General features: G+C 66.4%; 1 protein-coding gene. It reads left to right on the forward strand.

Going from position 1 to position 26153, the window contains the following annotated elements; genetic code table 11:
* The first annotated feature begins 23 nt into the window (after positions 1-23).
* On the forward strand, positions 24-26081 hold the full coding sequence (locus KFF05_14010; protein ID UTW53793.1) for a tandem-95 repeat protein: 26058 nt from the start codon (positions 24-26) through the stop codon (positions 26079-26081).
* Positions 26082-26153 lie beyond the last annotated feature (72 nt).

Raw genomic sequence — 26153 nt, forward strand, 5'->3', positions numbered from 1 at the left:
ACAGAAGAGCGAGCACTTAAGGGGTGGCCACAAACCAATTTATTCCCGGCACGGACGATAAAAGCGCAGAACCGCAAGATTGGAGCAGCGCCAATTCGTTTGTCCTTGATGCGGCGGGCGCCGAACAGGTCCATGTGCCTGATGGCGGCTGGATTCTCCAGGCGCAGTTCGTGCGCCAGGGGCCTGATCTGCTGCTGGTCGGCAAGGACGGTTCCAAGGTCCTCATCAAAAGTTTCTTCAAGTTCGCCGATCCCCCCGATCTGGTGACCCCCGATGGGGCCGTCATCAACGGCCCCCTTGCGGTCAAGCTGGCCGGCCCCGCCGCCCCCGGCGTCGAGGCCCAGGCGGGTCCCGCGGGTGCGGCTGAGCCGATCGGCAAGATCGTCACCGTCTCGGGCAAGGTCGAGGCCACCCACGCGGACGGCACCAAGGCCATTCTCAAGGTCGGCGACCCGGTCTATCAGGGCGACGTCATCGAAACCGGGCCGCTGGGCGCCGTCGGCATGGAATTCGCTGACGAATCGACCTTCTCCCTCGCCGACAACGGCCGCATGGTCCTGGACGAAATGGTCTACGATCCGCAGGCCCAGGCCGGCACCTTCGGCGCGTCGATCGTGCAGGGGGCGTTCTCCTTCATCTCGGGCCAGATCGCCAAGACCGGCCCGGACAACATGCTCATCAACACGCCGACGGCGACCATCGGGATCCGCGGCACGGCCCTGGCCGGCAAGGCCGCGCCCGAGGGCGAGCAAAGCAACTTCACGATTCTGCCGGAAGGTAATTTCGTCGGCGAAGTGGTGATCTCCAACAACGCCGGGACAATCGTCCTGAACCAGGCTGGCGCCACAGTCTCCATCGCCTCCATCAATTTGGCCCCGCCGCCGCCGATCATCATTACGGCGCAGCAAATTCAGCAGCAATACGGCGGTGTTCTCCGCTATTTGCCGCCGTCACCGTCAGGTGGCGACGACAGCCTGGTGCCGGGGCAGCAGGGCACCGACACGCCGCCCGCGGACCAAGACGCGATGGAGTCCCTGGCCAACAAACTGGCGCAGCTTGATCAGGCGATCGCCGAAGGGCTCGCCCAGCAGCAAATCAATGCCATCCGGCTCAACGCATTCAAAGACATCATTGATACCGGGCTGGCGCCGCCGCCCAAGACGATCCAGGATTTGCCGCCGGAAGTTCTCCAAATCCTGCAGCAGCAGGCTGGTCTGTCGTTCAATACGGCAAATTTTTCATCCATCAATCAGGCCCTTTCGCTGCTCAACAGTGCTGCGACTGCCGCCGCCAATGCGGAAACCGCCGCTTCGACGGCCGTCAGTTCGCTTAGCGGCTCGCTCTCCGTCCTTGGCCCCAATGCCGGCCTGTCGACGACGGACACCGACAGCCTGATCGAGGTTGTCGTCGCGCCGCTGGAAGCCCTCAACGCCGCGCGCGCCCTGTCCGAAGCCCTGGTCACTATGATCCAGTCGGCGCAGGCGATGCTGTCCGTCGCCGCGTCGGGCGGCGAAATCGATGCCGAGACCCTGGCCGCCCTGCGCGAGGCCGTCGGCCTGGACGGCGCGACCGGCGAAAACCTGGTCACTGCCGCCACCGAAATGTCCGCAGTGGTGAACGCCGCCATCGCCGCCGCGACAACCGCCAAGACCGACGCCATCGCCGCCGCTGGCAGTGGTGTCGCCGCCGCGCGCGCCGCCGCCGCCACATCGTTCAGCACCAACATCAATGGCAAGCTGGCCGCCGCCGGCGCGACGACCACAGACATCAACAACCTGCAAAACGTCGTCGACATCGTGACCACCAAGGTCACGGCGATCCGCGACATCGTTTCATCCAAGCCCGATCTGCCGCCTGAACTGCTGTCGGTGCTGAATCTGGCGGTGCAGGCTGCCGACGCGGCCGATCAGGCCGCGACCGCCGCCCAGGGCACTCTGAACACCACCGATCCGGCCGTCATGCTGACGGCAAAGGCCGGGGCCGTTACCGCGGCGCAAACCGTCAATGGCCTGAAGGCACAGGCGATCACCGCCCTGGACGCCTTCGTTGCGACCCGCACCGTCGACCCGGCCGTAATCGCGCAGTTCCAGCAGGCGGTCCAAGACGCCAACACGGCCGAGTCCGCCGCCGACACGGCGACCGCCGCGATCGAAGGTGCATCCCAGGCCCGCGAGGCCGCCCAGGCCTTCAAGGACGGCACGGCGCAGGCTGACTTGACCACCAAGCAGGCCGCCACGACCGCCGCGCAGACAACCGCGACCGCGGAAAAGGCCGAAGCCGTCACCGCCGCCGGCGACGTGCTGGCCGCCCGCGCCAATCTGTTGACCAAGCTGGTCGACGAAGCCGTTGATAAAGCAACCTTTGAGGCCTTCGAGGACGCGGCGAAAAGCGCCGAAGCGATCCAGAAAGGGGCCAGCGACGGCGACAAGGGCGACGTGGTCGCCGACGCCGACGGCGGGCTGACGTATACCGTCGATACGGGCAATGCGGCCATCGCCGCCCTGAACCCGGGCGACAGCACGACCGACACCTTCAAGATCGCCATCGAAAACGAAAGCGGCGGTTTCGACCTGCAGACCATCACCGTCACCATCACCAATGTCGACGGCACGATCACGGTATCCGATGACGTCACCGTGACTGCCGGGTCCGGCGATACGTTGACCACCGTTTCCGGCACCCTGTCGGGGCTGACCGCCGACGGCGTGCAACAGAACCTGGATGCGGCCGAGGCCGCCCTGGCAGCCGCGACCACGGCGCTGGACGACGCGACGGCGGCGGGATCAAGCACCCCGGCGCTTGCGGCGGCACTGGCCCTGGCAACACAGAACAAATCCAATGCCGAGGCCGCCGTTGAGTTTCAGGAAGAAGTCTTCGCGTTGTTCCAGAACGCGGCGCAAACAGCCCAGGCCCGCGCGCGGGGGATCGGCGACGGCGACAAGGGCGAGGTTACCTTCGACGCCGACGGTAACGTCGTCTACACGCCCGATGCCGACGCCTATGCCGACCTTGCCAATGGCGCCAGCGCGACGGACACCTTCCTGATCGCGGCACAGAACAGTGCCGGCGGCTACGACATCTCCACGGTCCAGGTCACCGTCACCAACAACGCGGGCACCCTGGCTGTCGGCGATTCAACGACCGTCACCGCCCCAGACAGCTCCACGGCGACGATCGACCTGGATGCCCTCGACGACGTTACGGCGGGTAATCCGGGGTATATCAACGGTGCCGATCAGGTCGCCGATGCCTCAACGGCGGTGGCCAACGCGGCCCGCACCACGGTCGCCAACCTTGAAACCGTGGCGCAAGCCGAACTGACCGAATCGCTCGCCGCCATCAACGCCCTGGCGACGGCCCAGTCCGCCGAGGCACAGGCCGAAGGGTATCTGGCGGTCGCCCAGGCATCCGCCGAGGCACAGGCAGACGCGGCGCTGGAAATCGCCGTCGACGACATCGCAACCGTCACCAATCAATTGTCGCTGCTGGCCAGCGCGGTCAACGCCTATGCCGACGCGGCGCAGGCCAATGCCATCGTCGGCACCGCCGACAAGGTCGCCGCCAATGCCGCCGCCAAGTCGGCGCTCGAAGCGCTGCTCGACGCCGCCGTCAGCATCGCCGGCTTCAATGTCACCACGTTCCTGGCCTCCGATACCGCCGGCGGCAACGCCGACCTGCAGGCGCGCACGGACATCCTCGACTTCCCGGCCGCCGCAACCAGCGATCCCGCGCTGCGCACGCAGGTCGCCACGGCCGAGGCCGAAGTCCGCGATGCCCTGATCTCGTCACTCGACAGCTATATCGCCACCGTCAAAACCGCGGTCACCAATGCCGCCAATCTAAGCTATGCCAGCCAAAGCGCGGAAGCCGTCGCCGCGCGCGCCGCCGCCCTGGCCTCCGCCACCGCACAGACGGACCGGGCGGAACAACTGATCGATCTGGCCAAGGCCAAATCGGTTCTCGCATCCGCCGCAGCGGATTTGGCCGATTTCATCAATCCGGAACCGGATAGTCCCGAAGCCGCATTCGCCGCCCTGGCCCTGTCCGAAAAACAGGAAACCGTCGCTGACGAAGGTCTGGTCTCGGCAACGGCCGGTCCGACCGCCGACACCATCTTGATCACCGGCAACGTGTCGAACCAGACGTTCACCGTTAACGTCTCCGCATCAAACGGCGGCGCCACGGACGACAATGACGGGACGGCCGTGCTGACCACCGCCACCACGGAAACCGGCAGCCAGGTCACCACGGTAACGATTCTGGGCACACCGGAAATCGGCGACACCTACACCATCACCATTTCCGCGGACCTCGACCCCGACGCCGATGCCGTCGTCGCGGTCAACAGCACCATCGAAATCACCGTCGATGCCAACCTGACAACCGTTGCCGCCCTGCGCGAGGCACTGGTTCAGGCCATCAACTTCGATGAGACCCTTGGCGGCGCCCAAGGACAGGAAGAAGCCGCCGCCGCGGCCGAGGCCGCCGCCGTGGCCGCCGCCGCCGCGAAGACCGCGGCTGATCTTGCCGCCTATAACGAAGCCCTGGGCTACGCCGACGCCGCCGCGGCCGATGCCGCCACCGCAGAACAGCAGGCGGCGATCGCCGCCGAACTGGCCCTGACGGCGCAGCAGGCCGCCCAGGATGCCGCCACCGCCGAAGCCGCCAATAACGCCGAAGCTGCCGAAGCCGCCGCCGTCATCGCGGAAACCGCCGCCGCCGCCGCCGCGATTGCCGAACAGGCCGCCGCCGCCGCCGCCACGTCCGCCGAACTCAACGGCAACCGTGCGATCCAGGCCGCCAGCGGTGCCGGCAGCATCGTCGTGAACGGTCAATCGACCTCAGCCTCGGCGCAGGCGAACCGGGCCTCGCAGGCGGCTTCCAGCGCCGCCGCCGCCGCCGGTGCCGCCTTGCAGTCGCTCGACAACGCCGAAGCCTCGGCCAGTGACGCCCGCAGCGATGCCGACCTGCAATCCGCCGAGGACCGCGCCGCGGAACTGGCAGAACAAGCCGCCGCAGACGCCCTGGCTGCCGCAGATCAGGCCGCCGCCGATGCCCAGGCCGCCGCCGATCAGGCCGCCGCCCAGCGCGCCGCCGCCCAGGCCGTCGCGGCCGAGGAAGCCGGCCGCCTTGCCGACGAGGCGGAAACCCAGGCATCCGATGATGACCCGGCAACCCAGGACGCCGCCCAAGCCGCCGCCACGGCGCAATCGCTGGCGACCTCGAATATTCCTGGTGCCGCCGACCTTGCCGCCGATGCCGCCGAAGCCGCACGTAACGCCGCCAACCAGGCGCAAACCGCCGCCGACGCCGCCCAGGCCGCGGCCCTTGGCAAAGGATCTGCTGCCCAGGCCGAAGCCGACCGTGCCCAGGCTGCCGCTACCGCTGCCGCCATCAGCGCCGGTGAGGCCGAAGCCGCCGCCCAGGTCGCCGCAAACGCGGATGCCGCCGTCGCCGCCTGGACGTCCGGGGATGCCTCCGGCGATCGCGCCACCGCCGCCCTAGCCGCGCGCGATGCCGCCGCCGCCGCCGCACGCGCATCCGCCGCCGCCGAAACCGCCAATGCCACCGCCGAGCAGGCGACCGCCGATGCCGTCGCGCCGAACGTGGCGCTGGCCGCGGCCGAAGCCACGGTCACCTCGCGCACCAATTCGCTGGCCCAGGTACGGGCCGAACGGGACGCCGCGGACGACGGAGACGACGACGTCGACACCGCCATCGAACAGGTCTGGGACAATGCCGTCGCCCAGGCCGAACAAGCGCTGAGCGACGCCGAGGATGCCCTGGCCCAGGCCCAGGCCGCCGCCGATGCCGCCAACGAAAACGTCACCATCGCCCAGGCCAATGCCGATGCGGCCTCACAGGCCGCCGCCGAGGCCGCGTCCCAGGCCGCCCAGGCCGCCTCTCAGGCCAGCTTTGCCGCCGCCTTTGAAATCAACGCCCAGGGCGCCGCGCAGACCCGGGTCGATAACTTCCTCGACTCCCTCGCCGACGAAATCGCCGAAGCCCTGGCCAGCGCCAAGGCCCAGGCGACCACGGCCAGCCAGCAGGCGGTCCTTGCCACCACCGCCGCCGCCGGTGCCACGCCGGATGCCGATGCCGCAGCGGCAGCCGCCACCGCCGCCGCCGAGGCGGCCCAGGCCGCCCTTGACGCCCTGTTGCAGGCGGCGGAAGACCTTGACCTGCCGATCTCCGCCGAGACGGCACAGGCGGTCATCGACGCCATCAACAGCGCCGCCGATGCCGCCGCCGCGCTTGACGATCTGGATGACGGTATTCAGACCACGGATAACCTGCGCACCGTCCAGGATGCCGCCGACGCCACGCAACTGGCGGCCATCGCCTCGATCAAGGCCGCCGCCGCATCGGCGCTACAGGCCGTGGCCGCCGCCAACGCCGCCCTGCTGGTGGCGCAGAAACAAGCCGCCGTCGCCGCCGCCGACGAAGCCGGGCTTGAGGCCGCCCGCATCGAAGCCGCCGAAGCGGCATTGGACCAGGCCAAGGCCGATGCCCAAGCCGCCGCGGATCAAGCCGCCGCTGATTCCGCCGAGGCCGCATCCGCCCAGGCTTCTGCCCAGACCCGGGTGTCGGACATCCAGGCCATCGCCACCGCCGCAACTTCCGCCCGCGCTGCCGCGACCACGGCGGAACTGGCCGCGACCGACGCCTCCACCAGCCTGAGCCAGGCGCAGACCGCGCTGACGGCCGCCCGCACGGCCGCCGACGACGCACAGGCCGACTTCACCGCCTCCGCCGCCGCCCAGACCATCGACCCCGCCGCCTATCAGGCCGTGAAACAGGCCAACGACCGCGCCCAGGCGGCGCTGCAGGATGCCTTGGATGCGGTCGCCGACGCGCAGGCCGCCTATGCCTCCGCAAGCGACGCCGCGGCCACCGCCGATGCGGCCGCCGATCTGGCCGAAGTCTATCGTGACGGCGGCACCCATCCGGACACAGGGGCCACCATCGTCGGCGTGAATCTTGCCGCCGCCCAGGCCGCCCTGACCACGGCGACCTCCGCCGCCACGGCGGCGCTGAGCGCCTACAATACCGCACGTGCCGCAGCCGACGATGCCGCCGCGCTGAATTCACCGGGCGGCACCGCCGCCGAGATTCAGGCCGTGGCCGATCAGGCATCCGGCTTCGCCACATCGGCGGAGACCGCCGCCGCGACCGCCGAAACCCAGGCTGACCTGGCAACCGCGGCGCTCGCCAATATCCCGCGCGCCGCAGCCGCCCGTTCGGCCGCCCAAGCCGCCGCCGACGAGGCCCAAGCCGCCGTCGCCACCGCCGAGGGCGTGGCCCAGACGGATACGGTGACCCTGGACGGCACCATCGAAGACGGCGACGTCTATCGCGTCACCATCGACGGCGACGTGGTCGCGGTCACCGTCGGCACGGATACGGCCGCGGCATCGACCGGCATCACCATCGCCGATGTGCGCGATGCCCTGGTCACCAAAATCAACACTCCCGCCAACGGCGCCACCGATTCCGTGGTCGCCTCCGCCGGCAGCGGCGACGGCGCCATTACCTTGACCGCGGCCATGCCGGGTATCGGGTTCACGGCGACGGCATCGGCGACCAACAACGGCGCCAACGACGACCAAAGCGCAACCGCGTCGACGGTCACCGGCAACCTGGGGGGCGCCACGCACGTCGCGCAATTGGATACGGTCACCCTGCAGGGCACGGTGCAGGCCGGTGATACCTATTCGGTCACGGTCAACGGCACCGTGGTCAGCCTGACCGTCCCGACGGATAATTCCATCACGACCCTGACCCAGGTCCGCGACGCCCTGATCACGCTGATCAACGACAGCGCCGCCGGGGACGCCGTCACCGCCGCGGCCGGCGATACGGACGAAACACTGGCCATCACCGCCGACGTTGCCGGCGTCGCCTTCACCGCGACGGCGACCGCCACGGACGGCGGCGGCACCCAGGACAACGCGGCCCAGGCGGTGACGACCACCGCCAACCTGCGCGGCGCCGACGACCTTGCGGCGCAGGCGGCGACGGATGCCCAGACCGCTGCCTCCACGGCCGAGTCGGAAGCCGCCAAGGCCGATAGCGCAGCCAAGACCGCCGCCGCCTCCATCGCGGCCAAAGAAGCCAATGACGACGCGGCCGGCGCCGCCGGCGACGCCGCGACCCAGGCCACCGCGGCCAAGACGGCCGCCGCCGACGCAGCGCTTCACGCCCGCACGGCAAAGGCCGTCGGCGACGCGGTCAGCGAGGTTCTAAGCCGGGATTCGTTGGATAACGACGACCTTCTGGACGCCATCGAAGCGCAGTTGGAAACCACCCAGGTCACGCGCGTCACCCTGTCGGGCGCGGTCGAGACCGGAGACAAGTTCTTCATCACCGTCGGCACGACTTCGGCGAACTTCACCGTAACGACGCAAACCACCTTGTCCGAAGTCCGCGACGCTTTCATCCAGCAGCTGACCAACGCCGGGACCCTGGACGGCATCGTCACCGTCAGCCAGGGCGCGACCGCCGATTCCATCCGCTTGACCGGCGTGACCCCGGGCACTTCCTTCACCACCACGGCGTCCGCAACAAATGCGACCGGCGGCACCAACGATCAGGCCGCCCGCGTGCAACGCCAGGTCAACGCCGATCAGGTGACACAGCAAGACACGGTCACCGTTGATGGCGACACTGTGGTCGCCGATGGCGACAGCTTCTCGATCAACATCGCGGGGACGTCGGTCACCGTATCGACGGCCAGCGGCCTGATCAGCGTCGGCGACGATGCCGACGCCGTGCGCGATGCCCTGGTCACGGCGATCCAGAATGCCGGCATCGCCGGTATCACCGTCGCCGCGGGCGGCACGGGGGCCCTGGTTCTGACAGCGACCCAGGCCGGTGCCGCCGGCGCGTTCCTGACCAGCATTCCGAACGACAGCGACGACACCCTCAGCCTGGATGCCATTTCCAACGGCTCCGTCGCCGACCGCACCGCACAGAACGCCGTCGACGCCAGCGAAGCCGCCCAAAGCGCGCTTGCCGCCGCCAACGCGGCCGGCACCACCGCCGGGAACGCCCTGACCGCAGCCCAAGCAGCCGTCGCGCAAGAAGGGGCCGGTAGCGTCGCCCAGGCATTTCTGACCGACACGCAATCCCAGGTCACAGCGACCAATTCCTCGGTCGCATCGGCCGTGCGCGATGCCGCGGCCGCGGCCCAATCGGCCGCCAGCGCCCAGGCCCAGGCCGACCTCGCCGGCACGGACGGCGACGCAATCGCCGACCTGATCACCGCCGCCAACAATGCGGCAATTCGGGCCGCCGACGAAGACGCCGACACCGCCGCCGAGGCTGCCGAGGCCGCCTTCTCTCAGGCCACGGCCAGCGCCACCGCCGCCCTGACGAAGGCGGAGGATGCGATCACCGATGCGGCAGAGATGCTGCAGCTCGCCACCAGCTTCGATCAGGTGACCCTGACTGGCACCCCGGCGGCGGGTAATGTATTCACCCTGACCATCGACCCGACCCCGGGGGACGTCGACAACGGCGACACCGTGACGGTCGAGGTCACGGCCCAGGACGGCGACACCATCGACGACATCCGCGACGCTCTGGTCGACGCCGTCAACGATCACGCCGACCTTCAAGGCGTTGCCCAGGCTTCGGCGACCAGCGGGTCCGGCGGCTTCGTCGTTGCCGCAACCACATCCGGCAGCAGCCTCGGCGTGACGGTCACGGAAAATGGTGACGCGACCGGGGCCGAAAGCGCTTCGGCCGAAATCCTTGCCGCCCTTGCTGCCGCCGACGCGGCGAAGACCACGATCGAAGACTTGTTGGCCGACGGCGTAAATGACGGCGACGGCGATGCAACGGCAACGGCGCTCGACACTACCGTCACGGCGCTGGACGCCGCCATCGCCGCGACCCGCCAGACCATTTCGGTCACCATCGGCGGCACCGTGGAAGCCGGCGACACCTTGACCGTTTCCTTCGACACTGACGGCAACGGCGCCGTCGATCTTCCGGTCGTACTTACGGTCGGCGGCGAGACTGGCGGCAGCACGGATCTTGCGGATATTCGTGACGCCCTGGTGGCCAAAATCAATACCGCTCTCACCAGCAACAACGTTGAATTCACCGCATCGGCCGCTTTCCAGGACGGTGAATTGGTGCTGATCTCCAATGATCCGGCGGCGGATTTCCTGAGGATCACGGCGAGCGCCACCAACCAGGACGGCGTGGCTGGCGAAGCGCCGACCATCAGCGCCGCCCGCACCGGCACCGAGGCGGCCCTGCGCGCCCTGAAAAACGGCCTGGAGCAGGCGGCCGCCATCGCCGAAACCATCGAGGACGCCGTCGACACGGCGGGCACCGCCGCCGGCACGGCGCGGGCCGCCGCCAACGGCCTGGCGCCGATCTTTAGCGACGGGGACCTGACGGCGGAAAGCGCCGCCGTCATCGTCAACACGGCGAACAACCTGGGCAACCTGTCCCCCGCCCTGAGCCCGACCGTGCCGTCCGACGTGGTGACCGCCGCGCAGTTGCTGGCGGAAATCGCCGAGGGCTACGTGCCCGACGCCCTGTCCGGCGCCGCCACGGCGAACGCCCAGGCGACCATCGCCCAGCAGGCCGCCTTCCAGGCGGCATCGGGCTTGGCCCAGTTCGAACAGGCGATCCTCAAGGCCCGCAACGAGGCCGAACTGCGTATCCAGCAGGAAGCCCGCGATTCCGCCCCCGTGGCCGGCGACGACGTGATCGGCGACGGTGACGCCACGAACGGCGGACCGGTCAGCGGCGACGACGAGGTGCTGGAAGACCAGGCCATTACCTTCGACGTGCTGGGCAACGACAAACGCGCCGACGGCGGCGACCTGACCAATGCGGCCATCGCCGCGGTCGGCCAACCCACCCACGGCAAGATCACCATCGTGCCCGAAGTCAGGGAATTGAACTTTGGTCCTACCTTCACCGACGGTGACAAGATCACGCTGACCGTAAACGGCATCAGTGTTACCTACACGTTGGACGATGGCTCGAACGCGGAAGGCAACGCCGAACTCTTCGCGGAGTTGATCAACGGCACACCGGGCATGGCGGCGGTCGTTTCCGCGGCCAGCGCCGGTCGCGGCGGCGCCATCACCCTGACGTCGGCCGTGCCCGGCACGCCGATCGTCACCAGCGTCGCGACGCAAGGCGACGTCACCGCCGATGCCGATACCATCACCGTTCCAAATGGTCGGGTCACCTATACCCCGGACGCCAACTACAGTGGCACCGACACCTTCACTTACACGGTATCCAACGGGGCCAATCCGCCGTCCTTCGATACGGCGACGGTGACCATCGACATCACGCCCACCAACGACAACCCGGACGCCAAGAACGATTTCGTCACCACCGCCAACGACAGCACGGCGATCAGCAAGACAGCGGCGGCGGGCCTGCTGGCCAACGACACGGACATCGACACCGGCGACAGCCTGAGCATCATCAAGGTCAACGGCAGCACGGTCGGCGTCGCACAGAACGTGAACTTCACCCTGCCGAACGGCGATCCGGTGGTCGCCCAGGTTACGATCAACGCCGACGGCAGTTACACGGTCAATCCGAACGGCCAGTTTGAGCCCCTGGCCGCCGGGCAGTCGGCGACGGGAACCCTGACCTACACGGTGTCCGACGGCCATGCCGGAACGGACGATCAGACAATTTCTCTGGCCAATACCGTGGCCAACGCCAGCGGGATCAATCAGGTTTCGACCTATACCGTCGGCGGCACGGTGGAACGCGGCGACGTGTTCGAGGTCACCGTCAACGGCACCCGCATTTCCCACACGGTGACCAACGAGACGACCGCGAACGAAGTCCGCGACGCCATCGTCGCCAAGTTGAACGCCAACGGCGTAATCGCCGGAAAGGTCACCGCCTCGGTCGGTGGTGGCGGCGAAGTCGTGATCACCGCCAACCTGGCGGGCCAGGCCTTCACGACCTCGGCCCAGGCGATCAACGCGGGCACCGACGTGGCGACCCTGACGGTGACGATCACCGGGTCGAACGATGCCCCCACCGCTGATGCCGACACCGCAAGCGGCGACGAAGACACGACCATTACCGGCACCCTGACGGCCAACGACCCGGACCTGGGCGACACGCTGACTTTTGCCGTCGCCGGTGGCGGCCAAGCCACCAACGGTACGGTCACGATCCAATCAAACGGCGATTTCAGCTATGTCCCCAATGCCGAGTTCAGCGGCACGGACAGCTTCACCTTCCGCGTTACCGACGCGGCAGGTATCGCCAGCACCGCGACGGTGACGATTACCGTCAACAACGTGAACGATGATCCCGTCATCACGGCCAGCGGCGATCCGGCGCCGACCTTCGAGGAAGGCGGCGACGCCGTCGTTATTGACAGCAGCATAGCAATCGCCGACGTCGATACGGCGAACTTCAACACGGGCTCCCTAAGGGCCGCGGTCACGGGCAACCTGAATGCCGGCGACGCCCTGCTGGTTCAGGAAGCCGGCGGCATCACACTGTCCGGAACCACCGTGCTGTTCAATGGCGTGTCGATCGGCACCATCGACGGCACCTACGACGGGTCGGCCGGCGACCTGCTGATCAACCTGGATTCCGACGCCACGCCCGCCGCTGTCCAGGCCCTGGCCCGCACCATCGCCTTCATCAACGGCGCGGACACACCCGCCACGGTGGCCCGCACAGTGACCTTCACGGTTGACAGCGGCGACGGCGGCACCGCCACCCAGGATGCGACCGTTCAGGTCTCCCTGGAAAGCGGGTTGACGCGAAGCGACCACGATCAGTTGAACTTTAGCGGCGATTGGTTCGACGCCGCCAACTGGACCTCGGGCATTCCCGACGCAACGACCATCGCGGTCATCAACGACGGTGGATATGCACCCATTACCTTCAACAACGGTCCGGTCAACGAGACGGTGGGCCAGTTGGTGGTCAACGCCGACCTGAACATTCTGGCCGGCACCCTGAACGTGCTGGTACCGTCGGCAGTCGAACAGGGCGCCACGGTGACCGTCAGCAATGCCTCCGTACTTGGCACCGGCGACCTGAACATCGCCGGCACGGTCGCCTTGAGCGGCGCGGCAACCCTGGGGCTGCCGCTGATCAGCTTGGCTGCCTCCTCGAACGACAGCATCGCCGGGGGAATGACCGTCACCGGCAGCGGCAACCAGATCAACGGCGCCCTGGCCATTGAGATCGACAGTGATCAGGTTGGGCAACTCATCCTGGGGGGATCGGGTAGCGGCAATGTCGCCCTGGATGTGACGCTCGGCATCGTCAACGCCGGCGCCATCGTCATCGACAATTTCGACGCGGCCCCAGCCGATGCGGTCCTGACCGTGGGCAACCCGGGCATCGCCAACACCGGCACCATCACCTTCAGTGATACATCGGGCGGCGGCGGTCAGCGCATCATCGAAGGCAGCATCGACACCGCCAACGGCACCATTACCGTCGACGCCAGCGCCACCATCGATCTTGCGGGCGGCATCTTGAACGCGGCCGCCGGCACCATCGATCTGGCAACGGCGACCGTGCTGACGGTCAGCGACGGTCAGACCATAGTCGACGGCGACACCTATCTGTCCGGCACCGGTGCCCTTGATCTGGCCGGCACGGGCAGCCTGACGCTGACCAGCGATTTCACCCTCTACCCGGGCTACTCGGAATTGACGCTGAGCGGCGCGATCACCATCGACGGCGTCGGCGCCCCGACCCTCACCATCGGTGACGGCCGCAACCTGACCCTGGACGGCGACATTGTCAGCGGTTCGGTAAACCTCAACGTCGACGGCACCTTGACCATCGAGGGAACCGGCACCGTAATCGCCGCCCCGACCGTCATCAATTCGCCGAACGGCGCGTTTACCGTCGCCCCGGGCGCCACGGTAACGATCACCGCCCCCGGTTTCCTTTCCAACAACGGCGGGGAGATCTCCGTCGGCGCGGGCGCGACGCTGATCCTCGACGGCGTCAATCTCGAAAATGCGGGTGTCATCACCGGCGAGGGCACGATCCAGTTGGCAAACGCCGCCGACATCGCCGGCGACGGCATCATCGAGGTCGCCGGAGTGGATAACATCGGCACCCTGGATATCACCGGCGGGCCGCTGAATCTGGACCCGGGCGCCAGCGTCAACATCGACGTTACGGACAACGTCACCCACGACGTGCTTAACCTGGACACCATGGACCTGACGGCGGCGGGCGACACTCTGAACCTAACCTTCGCGCCCGGGTTTGATCCGACCGTCGACGGCAATTCGTTCCAGATCCTGACCTATTCCGGCCACACGGCGGAAATCGGCGGTGACGGCGGTGTTCTGGAAGCCGGCATCGACAACATCTTCGATACGATCCAGCACAACCTGGGCCCCGAATATACCGTCACCATCGACTACGGCAGCACGGCCGCCACGGTCACGGTCAACCGCAATCCGGAAATCGCCGTCACCACCAACGGCGCGGGCATGCAGTTCGACGGGGTGGACGATTACATTACGATTCCCACGGATCCGGCGATCATCAATGCCGCGTCGATCACCGTCGAAGCCGTGATCAATCTTGCCGGACCGCCTGCGGACGGCGTGCGGATCGCCGAGAACTTCAACAGTGATTACGCCGGCTGGGCCTTTACGACCTATCCCGACGGCAAGTTGGTCGTCCAACTTGGCGATGGCGGCACGGACAGCCAACTTTCGAGCTTCACCACCGTACCCGGCGTCGTCATCCCCGATCAGCCGACGCATGTGGCCTTCACCTACGACGGCCCCAGCGGCGAGATCGTCGTTTACGTGAACGGCGTGGCAGTCGACGGTACGCCGGGCGGCGTCGATCCGGTGAACAACCTGGGCAACGCGACACAGGATGTCGCCATCAACCACCCGGTCTTCCCGCTTAAGGGCAGCATCGACGAATTCCGCATCTACAACGAGGCCCGCACGGCGAACGAAGTCGCCTCCGACGCGGGCGGCGCCAACTCGGGCATTGCCCCCTTGGTCTATTACGACTTCGCCGACGGCCAGGCGACCAACCTGGGCTCGCTCGGCGCCACCGCCGACGGCATTCTGGGCAGCGGGCTTACCGGCCCGGCCCTCGCGTTTGACGGCACCGACGACTTCATTCAGGCGGACACTACCGGCGTCAACTTCGCCGGCGCGTTCTCGGTCGAATTCACAATCGAGACGACGGACACACTGGCCTATCTGGCCGGCGTCGGGGATGCCCTTTCCGCCAACCAATTCCTGCTCTTCAACATCGGCGACAATGCGATATCCGGCGGCTTGCGGGCCGGACTGGTCTCCGGTGCCTATGTCGATTCCTCGACCGCCCTCAACGACGGCCAGCCGCACCACGTCGCCTATACCCACGACGGGGCCGGCAACTACAAACTCTACATCGACGGGGTTCTCGACGGTTCCGCCAGCGGCGCCGTGGCGTCGTTGAGCAGCGCCGACCTGTTCATCGGACAGCATTTCCAAGGCACCCTTCAGTACGACGGTGCAATGGGCAATTTCCGTATCTATTCGGACGAACGCACCGCGACTGAAATCGCCGCCGACGCGACCGGCGCGGTCGATACGAACGACCTGCAGATCCACTACGCCATTGATGCCGCCGATGTCGCCGACGGCACCATCACCAACCAGGGGGTGCTGGGTTCCTCCGCCGATGCCACAGTCGGCACGGTCACCGGCGCGGACGCCGCCGATCCGACCGTCATCGACATTACCAGTCCCACGGCCCCCCTCGCCGTGCCGCTGATCGGCCAGGCGCTCAGCTTCGACGGGACGGTTTCTGTCGACACCGCCGACGCCAGCGTGATCGACCTGACCGCCTCGGGTGGCAATACCCTGCAGTTCCTAGCCGCCACGGATCAGATCGTCGCCGGGCAGGCCGGCACCTTCGCCGGGCTGTCGGCGGGCCAGACCTTCACCGTCTCCGGGTCTTTGACCGCCAACGACGGAACCTACACGATCGCCGCCATCTCACCGGACGGCAGCACCATCACCGTCGAGGAGACGGGGACCATTGTCGACACGACGGCCTTGGCGTCCGGCGCCAACATCGTCTCGGACAGCGTCTCGTCGCTGGCCACCGGCACGGGCGCATTCACCTACGAAGCCTGGTTCCGTACGGATGACCCCGCCAATCCCCAGACGATCATCCGCGTCGGAGACCCGGCCGGCGATTACGCGCAAATTCGCGTCACCGGCGACGGTCGGGTTCAAGCGCTTGCCCCGGACTCTGGCCCGACGGTGCTGGAAGATTCCCTCGGCATTAATGACGGTCTGTGGCACCACGTCGCCTTCACCCACGACGGCGCGGGCAACCTGGAGCTGATCGTCGACGGCGTGAGCGTCGCCACGACCACCGCCGCGATCAACAGCATCGACAACGGTTCCGTGACGATCGGCGGTTGGCAGACCGCCAACCAACCCTTCTTCGGCGAAATCTTCGATGTCCGCGCCTATGACGTGGCGCGCACGGCGGGCGAGATCCAGGCCGACATGAACGACCTGCCCGACGGCACGGACCCGACCCTGACCGGCGCCTGGCACCTGGACGACGTCCTGAACGGCACGACGGACCAGTTCCGCGACGTCACCGGCAACGGCGGCACGGGCACCTACTCCGGCAGCACGCCCGTGTTCGTGGACAACAACCTGTTCACCCTGGCCGAGGACTCGGCCCTGCGCGGCCAGATCATCGCCACCGACATCGACGGCGACACCCAGGAGAATGACGACTTCACCTTCGGCGTCGCGGCCCAGGGAACGAACGGCACCGTTACCGTCAACCCGACCGACGGCGCCTGGGAATACACCCCAAATGCGGACTTCGTCGGCACCGATACCTTCGAGGTCCAAGTCATCGACAGCCTGGGGGCGACGGCGACCAAGACGGTTTCCGTTAACGTGCTCAACGTCAACGACGTGCCCGAAATCACGTCCGCCAGCGGCGCCGCGACCTTCATCGAAGACGGCCTCGCCGTCACCGTCGATGCCGCCATCGACCTTGGTGATGTCGACAGCGCCGATTTCGACACCGGCCAGTTCACCGCCGCGATCACCGCCAATGGGACGGTCGACGATCTGTTGGGCATCGACACGTCGGGTGCCGTGGATCTGAGCGCCGGGCTGACCATGGCCAGCGTGGTCAGCGTATCCGGCACGGACATCGGCCTGATCAACGCGGCGACGACGGCGGATAACATCGTCATCGACCTGGATCCGGATGCCACCCCGGCCCTGGTGCAGGAATTGGCGCGCGCCGTGACCTATCAGAATGTCGGCCCTGAGCCAGGCGCGGCTCCACGCACCATCACTTTCCAGGTTTCCGACGGCGACGGCGGTACCTCCGCGGCCTTCGATCAGACCGTCAACATCACGCCGGTCAACGACGCGCCCGAGATCACCACCACGACCCTGCCCGCCGGCACGGCGACCTTCGATGCGGAAGTTCTGGTCAACACGGCCTTGACCGGCGAACAGTCGGCCGCCGATGTCACCTATTTCGCGGGCGGCACCAAGTTCGTCGCCACCTGGAACAATTACAGCGTCGGCGGCGGCGCGGACCTGGGCGCCATCGGGCGCATCTTCAACGCCGACGGCAGACCCGACGGCCCGGAATTCGTCATCGCCAACACCGTTCCCGGCAGCGAATACAATGCCCGGGTCTCGCCGATGGCCGACGGCGGCTTCATCGTTTCCTACGTCAATCAGCCGACTGCCGCCGATGCCACCACGTCGGACCTCTACGTTCAGCGCTACGACGCCACGGGCCAGGCGGTTTCCCGCGACGGATCGACCCCGGGGGCCGATGCCTTCAATGTCGGCGAATACTTCAGCGGCACGGTGCAGAACGGCGGCACGGTCGTGGGCCTGTCGAACGGCGGCTTCGTCATCGCCATTGATCAACAGGATCCCGGCATCGCCAGCGGCCAGGACGTCACCGCGCGCGTCTTTGGCCCCAATGGTGCGCCGGTCACCGGTGAATTCCTGCTGGGGTCCTCGCCCACACCGGCCACCCAGGGCACGGAACTGGCGGCCCTGCCCGGCGGCGGTTTCGTCGCGGTATGGACCGACAATACGGACGGCGACAACGACCTGTTCGCGCGGGTATTCGACAACAGCGGCACGCCGCTGGGCGCCGAATTCGCCGTCGCGGTAAATCAGGGCGGCGGCACCCACCAGGACCAGCACGAGGTCACCACCCTGTCGAACGGCAACTTCGTCGTCGCTTGGCGCACGGACGACATCGCCTCCGGCGACAACGACGGCGCCGGCGGCATCGGCTATCGTATCTTCGGGCCCGACGGCACGCCGATAACCGGTGATCTGCTGGCCAACACAGACATCACAGGCCATCAGAACGAACCCTCCATCGCGGCCCTGCCCGACGGCGGCTTCGTGGTGTCCTGGTCGACCAACGACGTCGCCGCAGACGGCGACGGCACGGCGATCCGCGCACAGCGCTTCGACGCCGCCGGCGCCAAGGTCGGCACGGAATTCACGGTCAACGAGAATACGGCGGGCAACCAGCAGCAATCGGCCATCGCCGCCGACGCCGACGGCAACCTGATCGCCGTGTTCCGCCAGTCCGACCCGGTCGGCGCCACCGCCGACAATACGGAAATCGGCGCGCGCGTCATTTCCTTCGGCCTTGACGGCAAGACCTATGTGGAAGACGGAGCCCCCCTGGTTGTCGACAGCGGCATCACCCTGACGGATGTCGACAGCACGACCCTTGACGGCGCCACGGTAACCATCACCACGGCCTTCGAGGCCAATACGGATATCCTGTCCTTCACCCCCGTGGGGGCCATCGGCGGCAGCTATGACGCGGCCACTGGCGCGTTGACGCTGACCGGCACCGGCACGATTGCCGAATACGAACAGGTCTTGCGCTCGGTCACGTTCAATTCCACGGCGGTGCAGCCGGATCTGGCCGACCGCACCATCGAATTCCTGGTCACGGATGACCAGGGCGCCCCGTCGACGCCGTTTGCCGTCACCATCAGCGTCGAAAACATCAACGACGCGCCGACCGTGACGTCCGCCGGGCCTGCGGCCGACTTTACCGAAGACGGCGCGCCGGTAATCGTCGACCCGACCATTCAGATAACCGATCTCGACAGCGCTGATTTCGACGGTGGCGCCCTGACCATCGATGTTACCGGCGGTTATCAGATCGGCGACGTGCTGGCCATCGATGCCGGCGCGGCATTCGATCTGAGTTCCGGCATGACGAACGGCAGCCTCGTCAGCATCGGCCAGGACGTGATCGGCATCATCAACCTGGACGGTGCCTCGGGCGCGCTTTCCATCGATCTGACCACCTTCGCGACGCCGGGTGTTGTCGAACAACTGGCCCGCGCCGTGACCTTCCAGAACGATACGGTCGAACCGGGTGCAGCCCCCAGGACGATTTCGTTCACGTTGTCGGACGGCGACGGTGGCACGTCCGCGGCCTTCGATCAGACCGTCACCATCTCGCCGGTCAACGACGCGCCGGAAATTCTCGGTGTGGTGCAATCAAGCAACGTTGCGCAGTTCGACGGCAGCGGCGACAGCATCAGTCTGGCCAATCCGGTGGGCCTGCCGAACGGCGCTGCCGACTTCACCTGGTCTGCTTGGGTCAAGACAGACGCAACCGCTGTCAATCACGCCATCCTGTCGATCGGCAATGCCACCGGCACCGGCACCAACGGGCAATTATTCATTCAGGGAAGCGGTCAGTTGGCGTTCGATTCGTTGAACGTCAACTTCATAACCGGCGGGCCGGCAATCAATGACGACGTCTGGCACCATGTCGCGGTTACGACGTCCGGCGGCTTCTCTGAAATTTTCCTCGACGGGGTTTCCGTCTCCGCCCCCGTCGATCTTTCCCTCGCGATCGGAACGGACAGCGCCTATATCGGCCAGGCGCCCAATGGAACAAATCAGTTCCAGGGAGAGATTTCCGACGTCCGCATCTATGACGTGGCGCGCACCGCCGACGATATCGCCGCCGACATGAGCCTGCGCCTGACCGGCGCCGAACCGAACCTGGTTGCTTATTATCCGCTCGACAGCGATGACGGCGGGATCGTGGTCGACCTTGCCGGCGGCGACAACGTCGGAACCTTGCTGGGCGACGTGACCATCGGCGGGTCCTCGCCGGACTTCCTGATCGACACCGCGACCTTTTTCGCCGACGACTTCAACGACGGCACCCTGGACCCGGCCGCCTTCACGGTCGATACGGCCAGCAGTGGCGCGACCGCGGCAGAAGCCGGCGGCGCCCTGACGCTCGGCAACCGCGCCATCGTCACCACCACGGCCGAGTACGAACCGTCGGCAACCGACCCCGTGATCGTCAATACCAGCTTTACGTTCCAGGACACCGCCAACGATTTCTTCTCGATCGTCACCCGGTCCGACGGCGTCGCCGACAGCGGCAATTTCTATCAGGTCACGAACGGCATCTCCTTCGTCACCCAGGCCGCGGGCGACAACAAGCTGGCCATCCTCCGATACGAGAACGGCGTCGGGACCAGCCTGGGCGATTCCGGCATGGGTTCGATCATCCTGACCAACGGCACGACCTATGATGTCCAGATCGTAGATGACGGCTACAACCTGACCTTCACGGTGACCGAGGCCGGCAATCCCGCAAACACCGCCACCCTGGCGGCGCAGGATTCAACCCTGTACGCGGAAAACCACGTCTCGCTGTACAACCGGGAAGTCGTCGCCAACGGCCCGCAGATCGACAGCCTGGAAATCACCCAGCCGGGCGGCCTTCTGGTCGTCCCGGAAGACGGATCGTTCTCGTCGCAGATCGTCGCCGGGGATCTGGACAACGGACCAGGCGACCTGAACTTTACCCTGGACGTGGGCGCCGCCCACGGCACGGTGGACGTCCAACCGGACGGCACCTTCACCTATACCCCCCATCCGGATTACGCGGGCGGCGACAGCTTCACCGTCACCGTCGACGACGGCGCCGGCGGCACCAATACGCGGACGATCCTGCTCGACGTACAGAACACCAACGACGCGCCGGTCATCCTGGGCGCGCGGACCAACGTCAACACGCCGCAGTTCGACGGCATCGACGACTTCGTCCAGGTCGACAACCCGGCGGCCCTGCTGCCCGCGGTCAACGGGCCCTTCACCATCGAAGCCTGGGTCCAGCCTGTCGGCGCGGGCACCTTGGCATCGTTCGGCACCGGTACGGGCAACCAGGGCCTTGAAATCTTCGTCACCGGAAGCGGCGAGCTGGGCATCGGCACGGATGACCGCACCACCATCGAAATCGTCGACACCGGCAACGCCATCGACGACGGCGCCTGGCACCATGTCGCCGTGGCCTACGACGGCACGACCTTCCGCCTGTATGTGGACGGCGCGGAAACGGCCTCGGGCACCGGCGCGCTCACCATCGACAACGGCGGCGCGTTCCTCTTCGGCAAGGGCTTCAACAATGCCGAGCACTTCAAGGGAGCGGTCGACGACATCCGCATTTGGGCCGACGAACGCACGGCCCAGGAAATCGCCGACAACCATCAGCAGGCCGACCTTGCCGACCCCACGGGCCTGGCGGCGCGCTATACCCTGGACAACACGAGTTCGGAGGCCCTCGACAACGACCCGACCCTGATTGATGTTTCCGGCAACGGCCACGTGATTACGGCGGGCGGCCCGCCGTCGGATCCGTTCGGCGCCTTTGCCGTGCTCGACGGCGCAGGCGACATGGTCAACGTCACCCAGATCAATCCGGTCGACGGCACCAACAAGATCACCATCGCCGCCTGGGTGAAACCGGACGACCTGATCGGCACCCAGGCCATCGCCGCCGTCGGCGCCGGCGACCTCGTGTTTGCGCTCAACGGCAACGGCCTGTCGTTCACCAGCGGCGTCGCGACCGGAACCGGGGCCGGCGGTGCGCTGACGGCCGGTGAATGGAATCACGTCGCCATCACCTATGACGGCGACACGGGGGCGTTCGAAACCTTCGTCAACGGCGCTTCCCAAGGCACAAGCAACATCGGCACCAGCACCCTGCCGGCGGCGACCACGATGGCCATCGGGTCGTCCAACGGCGACGGCAGCGAAACGCCCACGGATTCCTTCTCCGGCGCCGTCGCGCAGGTCCGCCTCTTCGACGAGGTCCGCCAGGCCACGGATATTCAGGCCGACATGGCGCAAAGCCATTTCGATGGCCAGCCGCCGGCAACTCTGATCAATGAACTATCGCTGGATGGTTACGGGGACGACGGCAGCCTTGTCGGGGACGCCCATATCGTCGACCATTCCCCGCTTCTGTTGGGCTCCAACGTGACATCCGGCGCGGTCACCTTCGACGGCGTGGACGATGTCATCAACTTCGGCCTGGAAATGGCATTCGAGGTCGATACCACCTTCACTCTGGAAGCCTGGATTAATCCGAATGCGTCGTCCGATTGGGCCGGCATTGTCGGTAACATCACCGACGACGGCGGCAATGAAAGTGGCTATGGCCTGCATTTGGGCCTGGATGAAGTCATCCGCTTCGCATTCACCGTCGACGGCGTGCTGCAGGTCATTGATACGCCCGTCGGCGCGATCAACCTGAACCAATGGTCCCATGTCGCCGCCACTTACGACGGCGGGACGGCGCGGGTCTTCGTCAACGGCATCGAAGTCGCGGCGCAGGAGATTTCCGGCGCGGCGATGACCTACACCTATCCCAACGACATGCGTATCGGCGGCTATCACGACAGCGACGAGGACTATTTCTTCGACGGCGAAATCGCCGACGTGCGCATCTGGGACGTCGCCCGCACGGGTTGGGAGATTGAGAACGGCGCCGAACAACCCATCCCGGCGGAAAGCACCGGGCTGGTCTTCAATGTGGCGCTGAACGAGGGCGCCGGCGGCGACCCGGTATCGTCGATCAGCGATGCCGTCAACTCCTTCAGTGGCATCCCTTATGGCGGCCCGGTCTATATGGACACGGGACCGGAAATTTACGGCGGCCTTGACCCCAGCGGGCCGCTGACCGGCACGGAGGACACCATCCTGCGCGGCCGCATCGCGGCCCAGGACATCGACGGCGACGCTCTGACCTTCACCCTGGACGTCAATGCCGCCAACGGCACGGTCATGCTGAATCCCGACGGCAGCTACGAATACACCCCCACCCTCGATACGTTCGGTGCGGATTCCTTCACCGTCACGGTTTCCGACGGCTTCGGCGGCACGGACACGCGGACCATCTATCTGGACATCGCCCCGGTGACCGACGTCATCATCGGCATCAACGGGGACGACATCCCACTGCCCGGCACGGACGGGGATGACATTATCGACGGCCTGACCGGGCGCAACGTGCTGATCGGCGGCGGTGGCAACGATTATCTGACCGGCGGCACGCGGGGCAAGGCCGGCGTCGACCGCAACATCGCCGACTATTCCGACGCCACCGCCGGGATTACAGTGACCGGCGACACGGTCACGGGCGATGCCTCGGTCGGCACCGACACGCTGGGCACCATCGACCAGATCATCGGCAGCGACTTCGCCGACGACTTCGACATGACCAACTGGGACAATAGCCAGTTCGACGCCTTCGACCCGGACGGTAACGGCAGCACCTTCATCCCCACCATCGGCGTGTCCAACACCATCCGCGGCGGCGGCGGCGACGACACCATCACCGGCAACGGCTACACCCGCGCCGACTACGGCGATGCCATGGGCGGCGTGACCGTAACCCTGGACGATGCCGTGACCTTCGGCGGCGGCGTGACCGGTTTCGGTAGGCTGACCAGCAACAGTGGCAACCTAACCGGCCAGTCTGATGGCACCGGCCTCGACAAATTCATGGGCGGCGTCAACGAACTGGCCGGCTCCATTCACGACGACGTCCTGACCGGCAACGGCGACAACAACGTGCTGATCGGGCGCGGCGGCAACGACACCCTGGACGGCGGCGCCGGCACGGACCGCGCCGATTACCGCAGCGCCGCGAGCGCCATCACCGTTGACCTGACCTTGGGCAGCGGCCAGGTGACGAACGACGGCGACGGCGGAGTTGATACCTTGCTCAACATCGAACAGATCCGGGGCTCGCAGTTCAACGATGTGTTCACCGGCGACGGCGGCGACAACCGGTTCCGCGGCGAAGGCGGGGCCGATACCTTCACCGGGGGCGCCGGCAACGACCGCTTCGAATACACCCGCGGCGACGAATCCGTAGACGTCGCCTACGACACGATCACCGATTTCACTGGCGGCGCCGACACGATCCGCTTCAGCGGCATGGACGGCCTGGAACTGATGATCGAAGAATACGACCATGCGGGCCCGGTCCAGGCGACCGTCGACGCCATCGCCATCGACGACAGCGTCCAGGACCGGGTCGTGTTCTTCACCGACAGCGGCGACGGCTATCTTTACGTCAAGGGCCGGGGCACGGGCACGACCGATTACAACGGCACCCTGATCAAGCTTCAGGGCGTCACCACGCCGCTCGCGGGCACGGATGTCCGGGACGGCAACGGCACCGCCCTGATCGAAACCACCGGCGGCACGAACACCATCATCGCCACCGCCGTCCAGGAAACCCATACCGGCGGCGCGGGCCCAGATTACTTCGTGTTCACGGCGGAAGCCGACTCCGGTGTCGGCAGTGGCAACCGCGACGCCATCGACGACTTCAACGCCGATGAGGACAAGATCGTCCTCGAAGGCGTGATCGCCGACGGTGTTGAATTCTCCCTCGGAAGCGGTGTTCTGTTGGGTGGTGGCGATGCATCAGTGTATCGGGATGGCAATATCCTGAAGTTCGATACCGATGGTGATTATGTCATCATCGTCAACCCGGGCGTCGAAATGGAAATCAACATTGCCGGGATGACGGGTATCCTCGACATCGACGACTTCATCCTCATCACCACCAGCACGGGCACGGACATCGACGACACCTACAACGGGCGCGCGGGCAACGACTGGATTCTGGCCTCGACCACGAGCGCGTTCGCAATGGACATCGCCAGCGCCGCCGTGACCACCGGCGACATCATTACCCTGGCGGGCGGCAGCGACGGAATTGACACCCTGATCATCCGCGACCCGATGGAATTTATCGGCGCCGAATGGTCGGGCACGGACCTGATGTTGTTCTATGAAGACATCGGCAGCGGCTATGTCCACAAGACCACCGTGACCAACCATGCGGCCAGTTCGCTCGATTACATCGAATTCGAATTCAGCGACGGCGACGCACTGGACCGCTTCGCCGTCGCCAACGGATCGGATGCCTCCGGCGGGGCGGCAAACACCCTGGTCGCCGGCGGCAGCGGCATCGACACCCTGGTCGGCTCTGCCCACGACGATATCCTGCTCGGCAACGGCGGCGACGACGACCTGTCCGGCGGCGGCGGCGACGACCTGCTGATCGGCGGGCAGGGTTACGACACCCTGGACGGCGGCGCGGGCAACGATACCGTCAGCTATTTCCAGAACCCGACAGACGGGGTCATCGTCAATCTAAGCAACAGCATGGAATACATCAGCCCGTCGACCATTGGCGGCGGCACCGCCCACGACATCTACAGCGGCGACATCGACACCCTGAGCAACATCGAAAACGCCGAGGGCAGCAGCTTCGATGACTTCCTGATCGGCAGTAACGTCACGAACCGCCTGTCCGGCGATGACGGCAACGACGTTATCTACGGCGGCGGCGGCGCGGACATTCTCGAAGGCGGTGAGGGAATGGACGTGTTCATCTACAACTCGCCGTCGGAGAGCGGCATCGGCAGCCTGCTGCGCGACGTGATCCTGGATTTCGACGCCGTCGGGGCCGACAAGATCGATATCTCGGCCTTCGATCAAGGCATGTTCATGTTCGTAGGCGATGAAACCAATGACTTCGCCGGCTACGGCGATACCTCTGCCCGGTTCAACAATGAGACCAAGATTCTGGAAATCGATGCCGACGGCGATGCCCAGGCGGACATGGAAATCGAACTGCAGAACGTCGATGGCGCCGATCTGGACAGCAACGACTTCATGGTCTCCGGGATCCCGGTCAACTAGCCGTCAACCGCCCCGTTCACCAATCATTCATCTGAAAAATCTATGATTTCGCCAGGATCGCCGCGAAGAAAG

The sequence above is a fragment of the bacterium SCSIO 12827 genome, assembly GCA_024397995.1.
In the GTDB taxonomy this organism is placed as follows: Bacteria; Pseudomonadota; Alphaproteobacteria; order Rhodospirillales; family Casp-alpha2; genus UBA1479.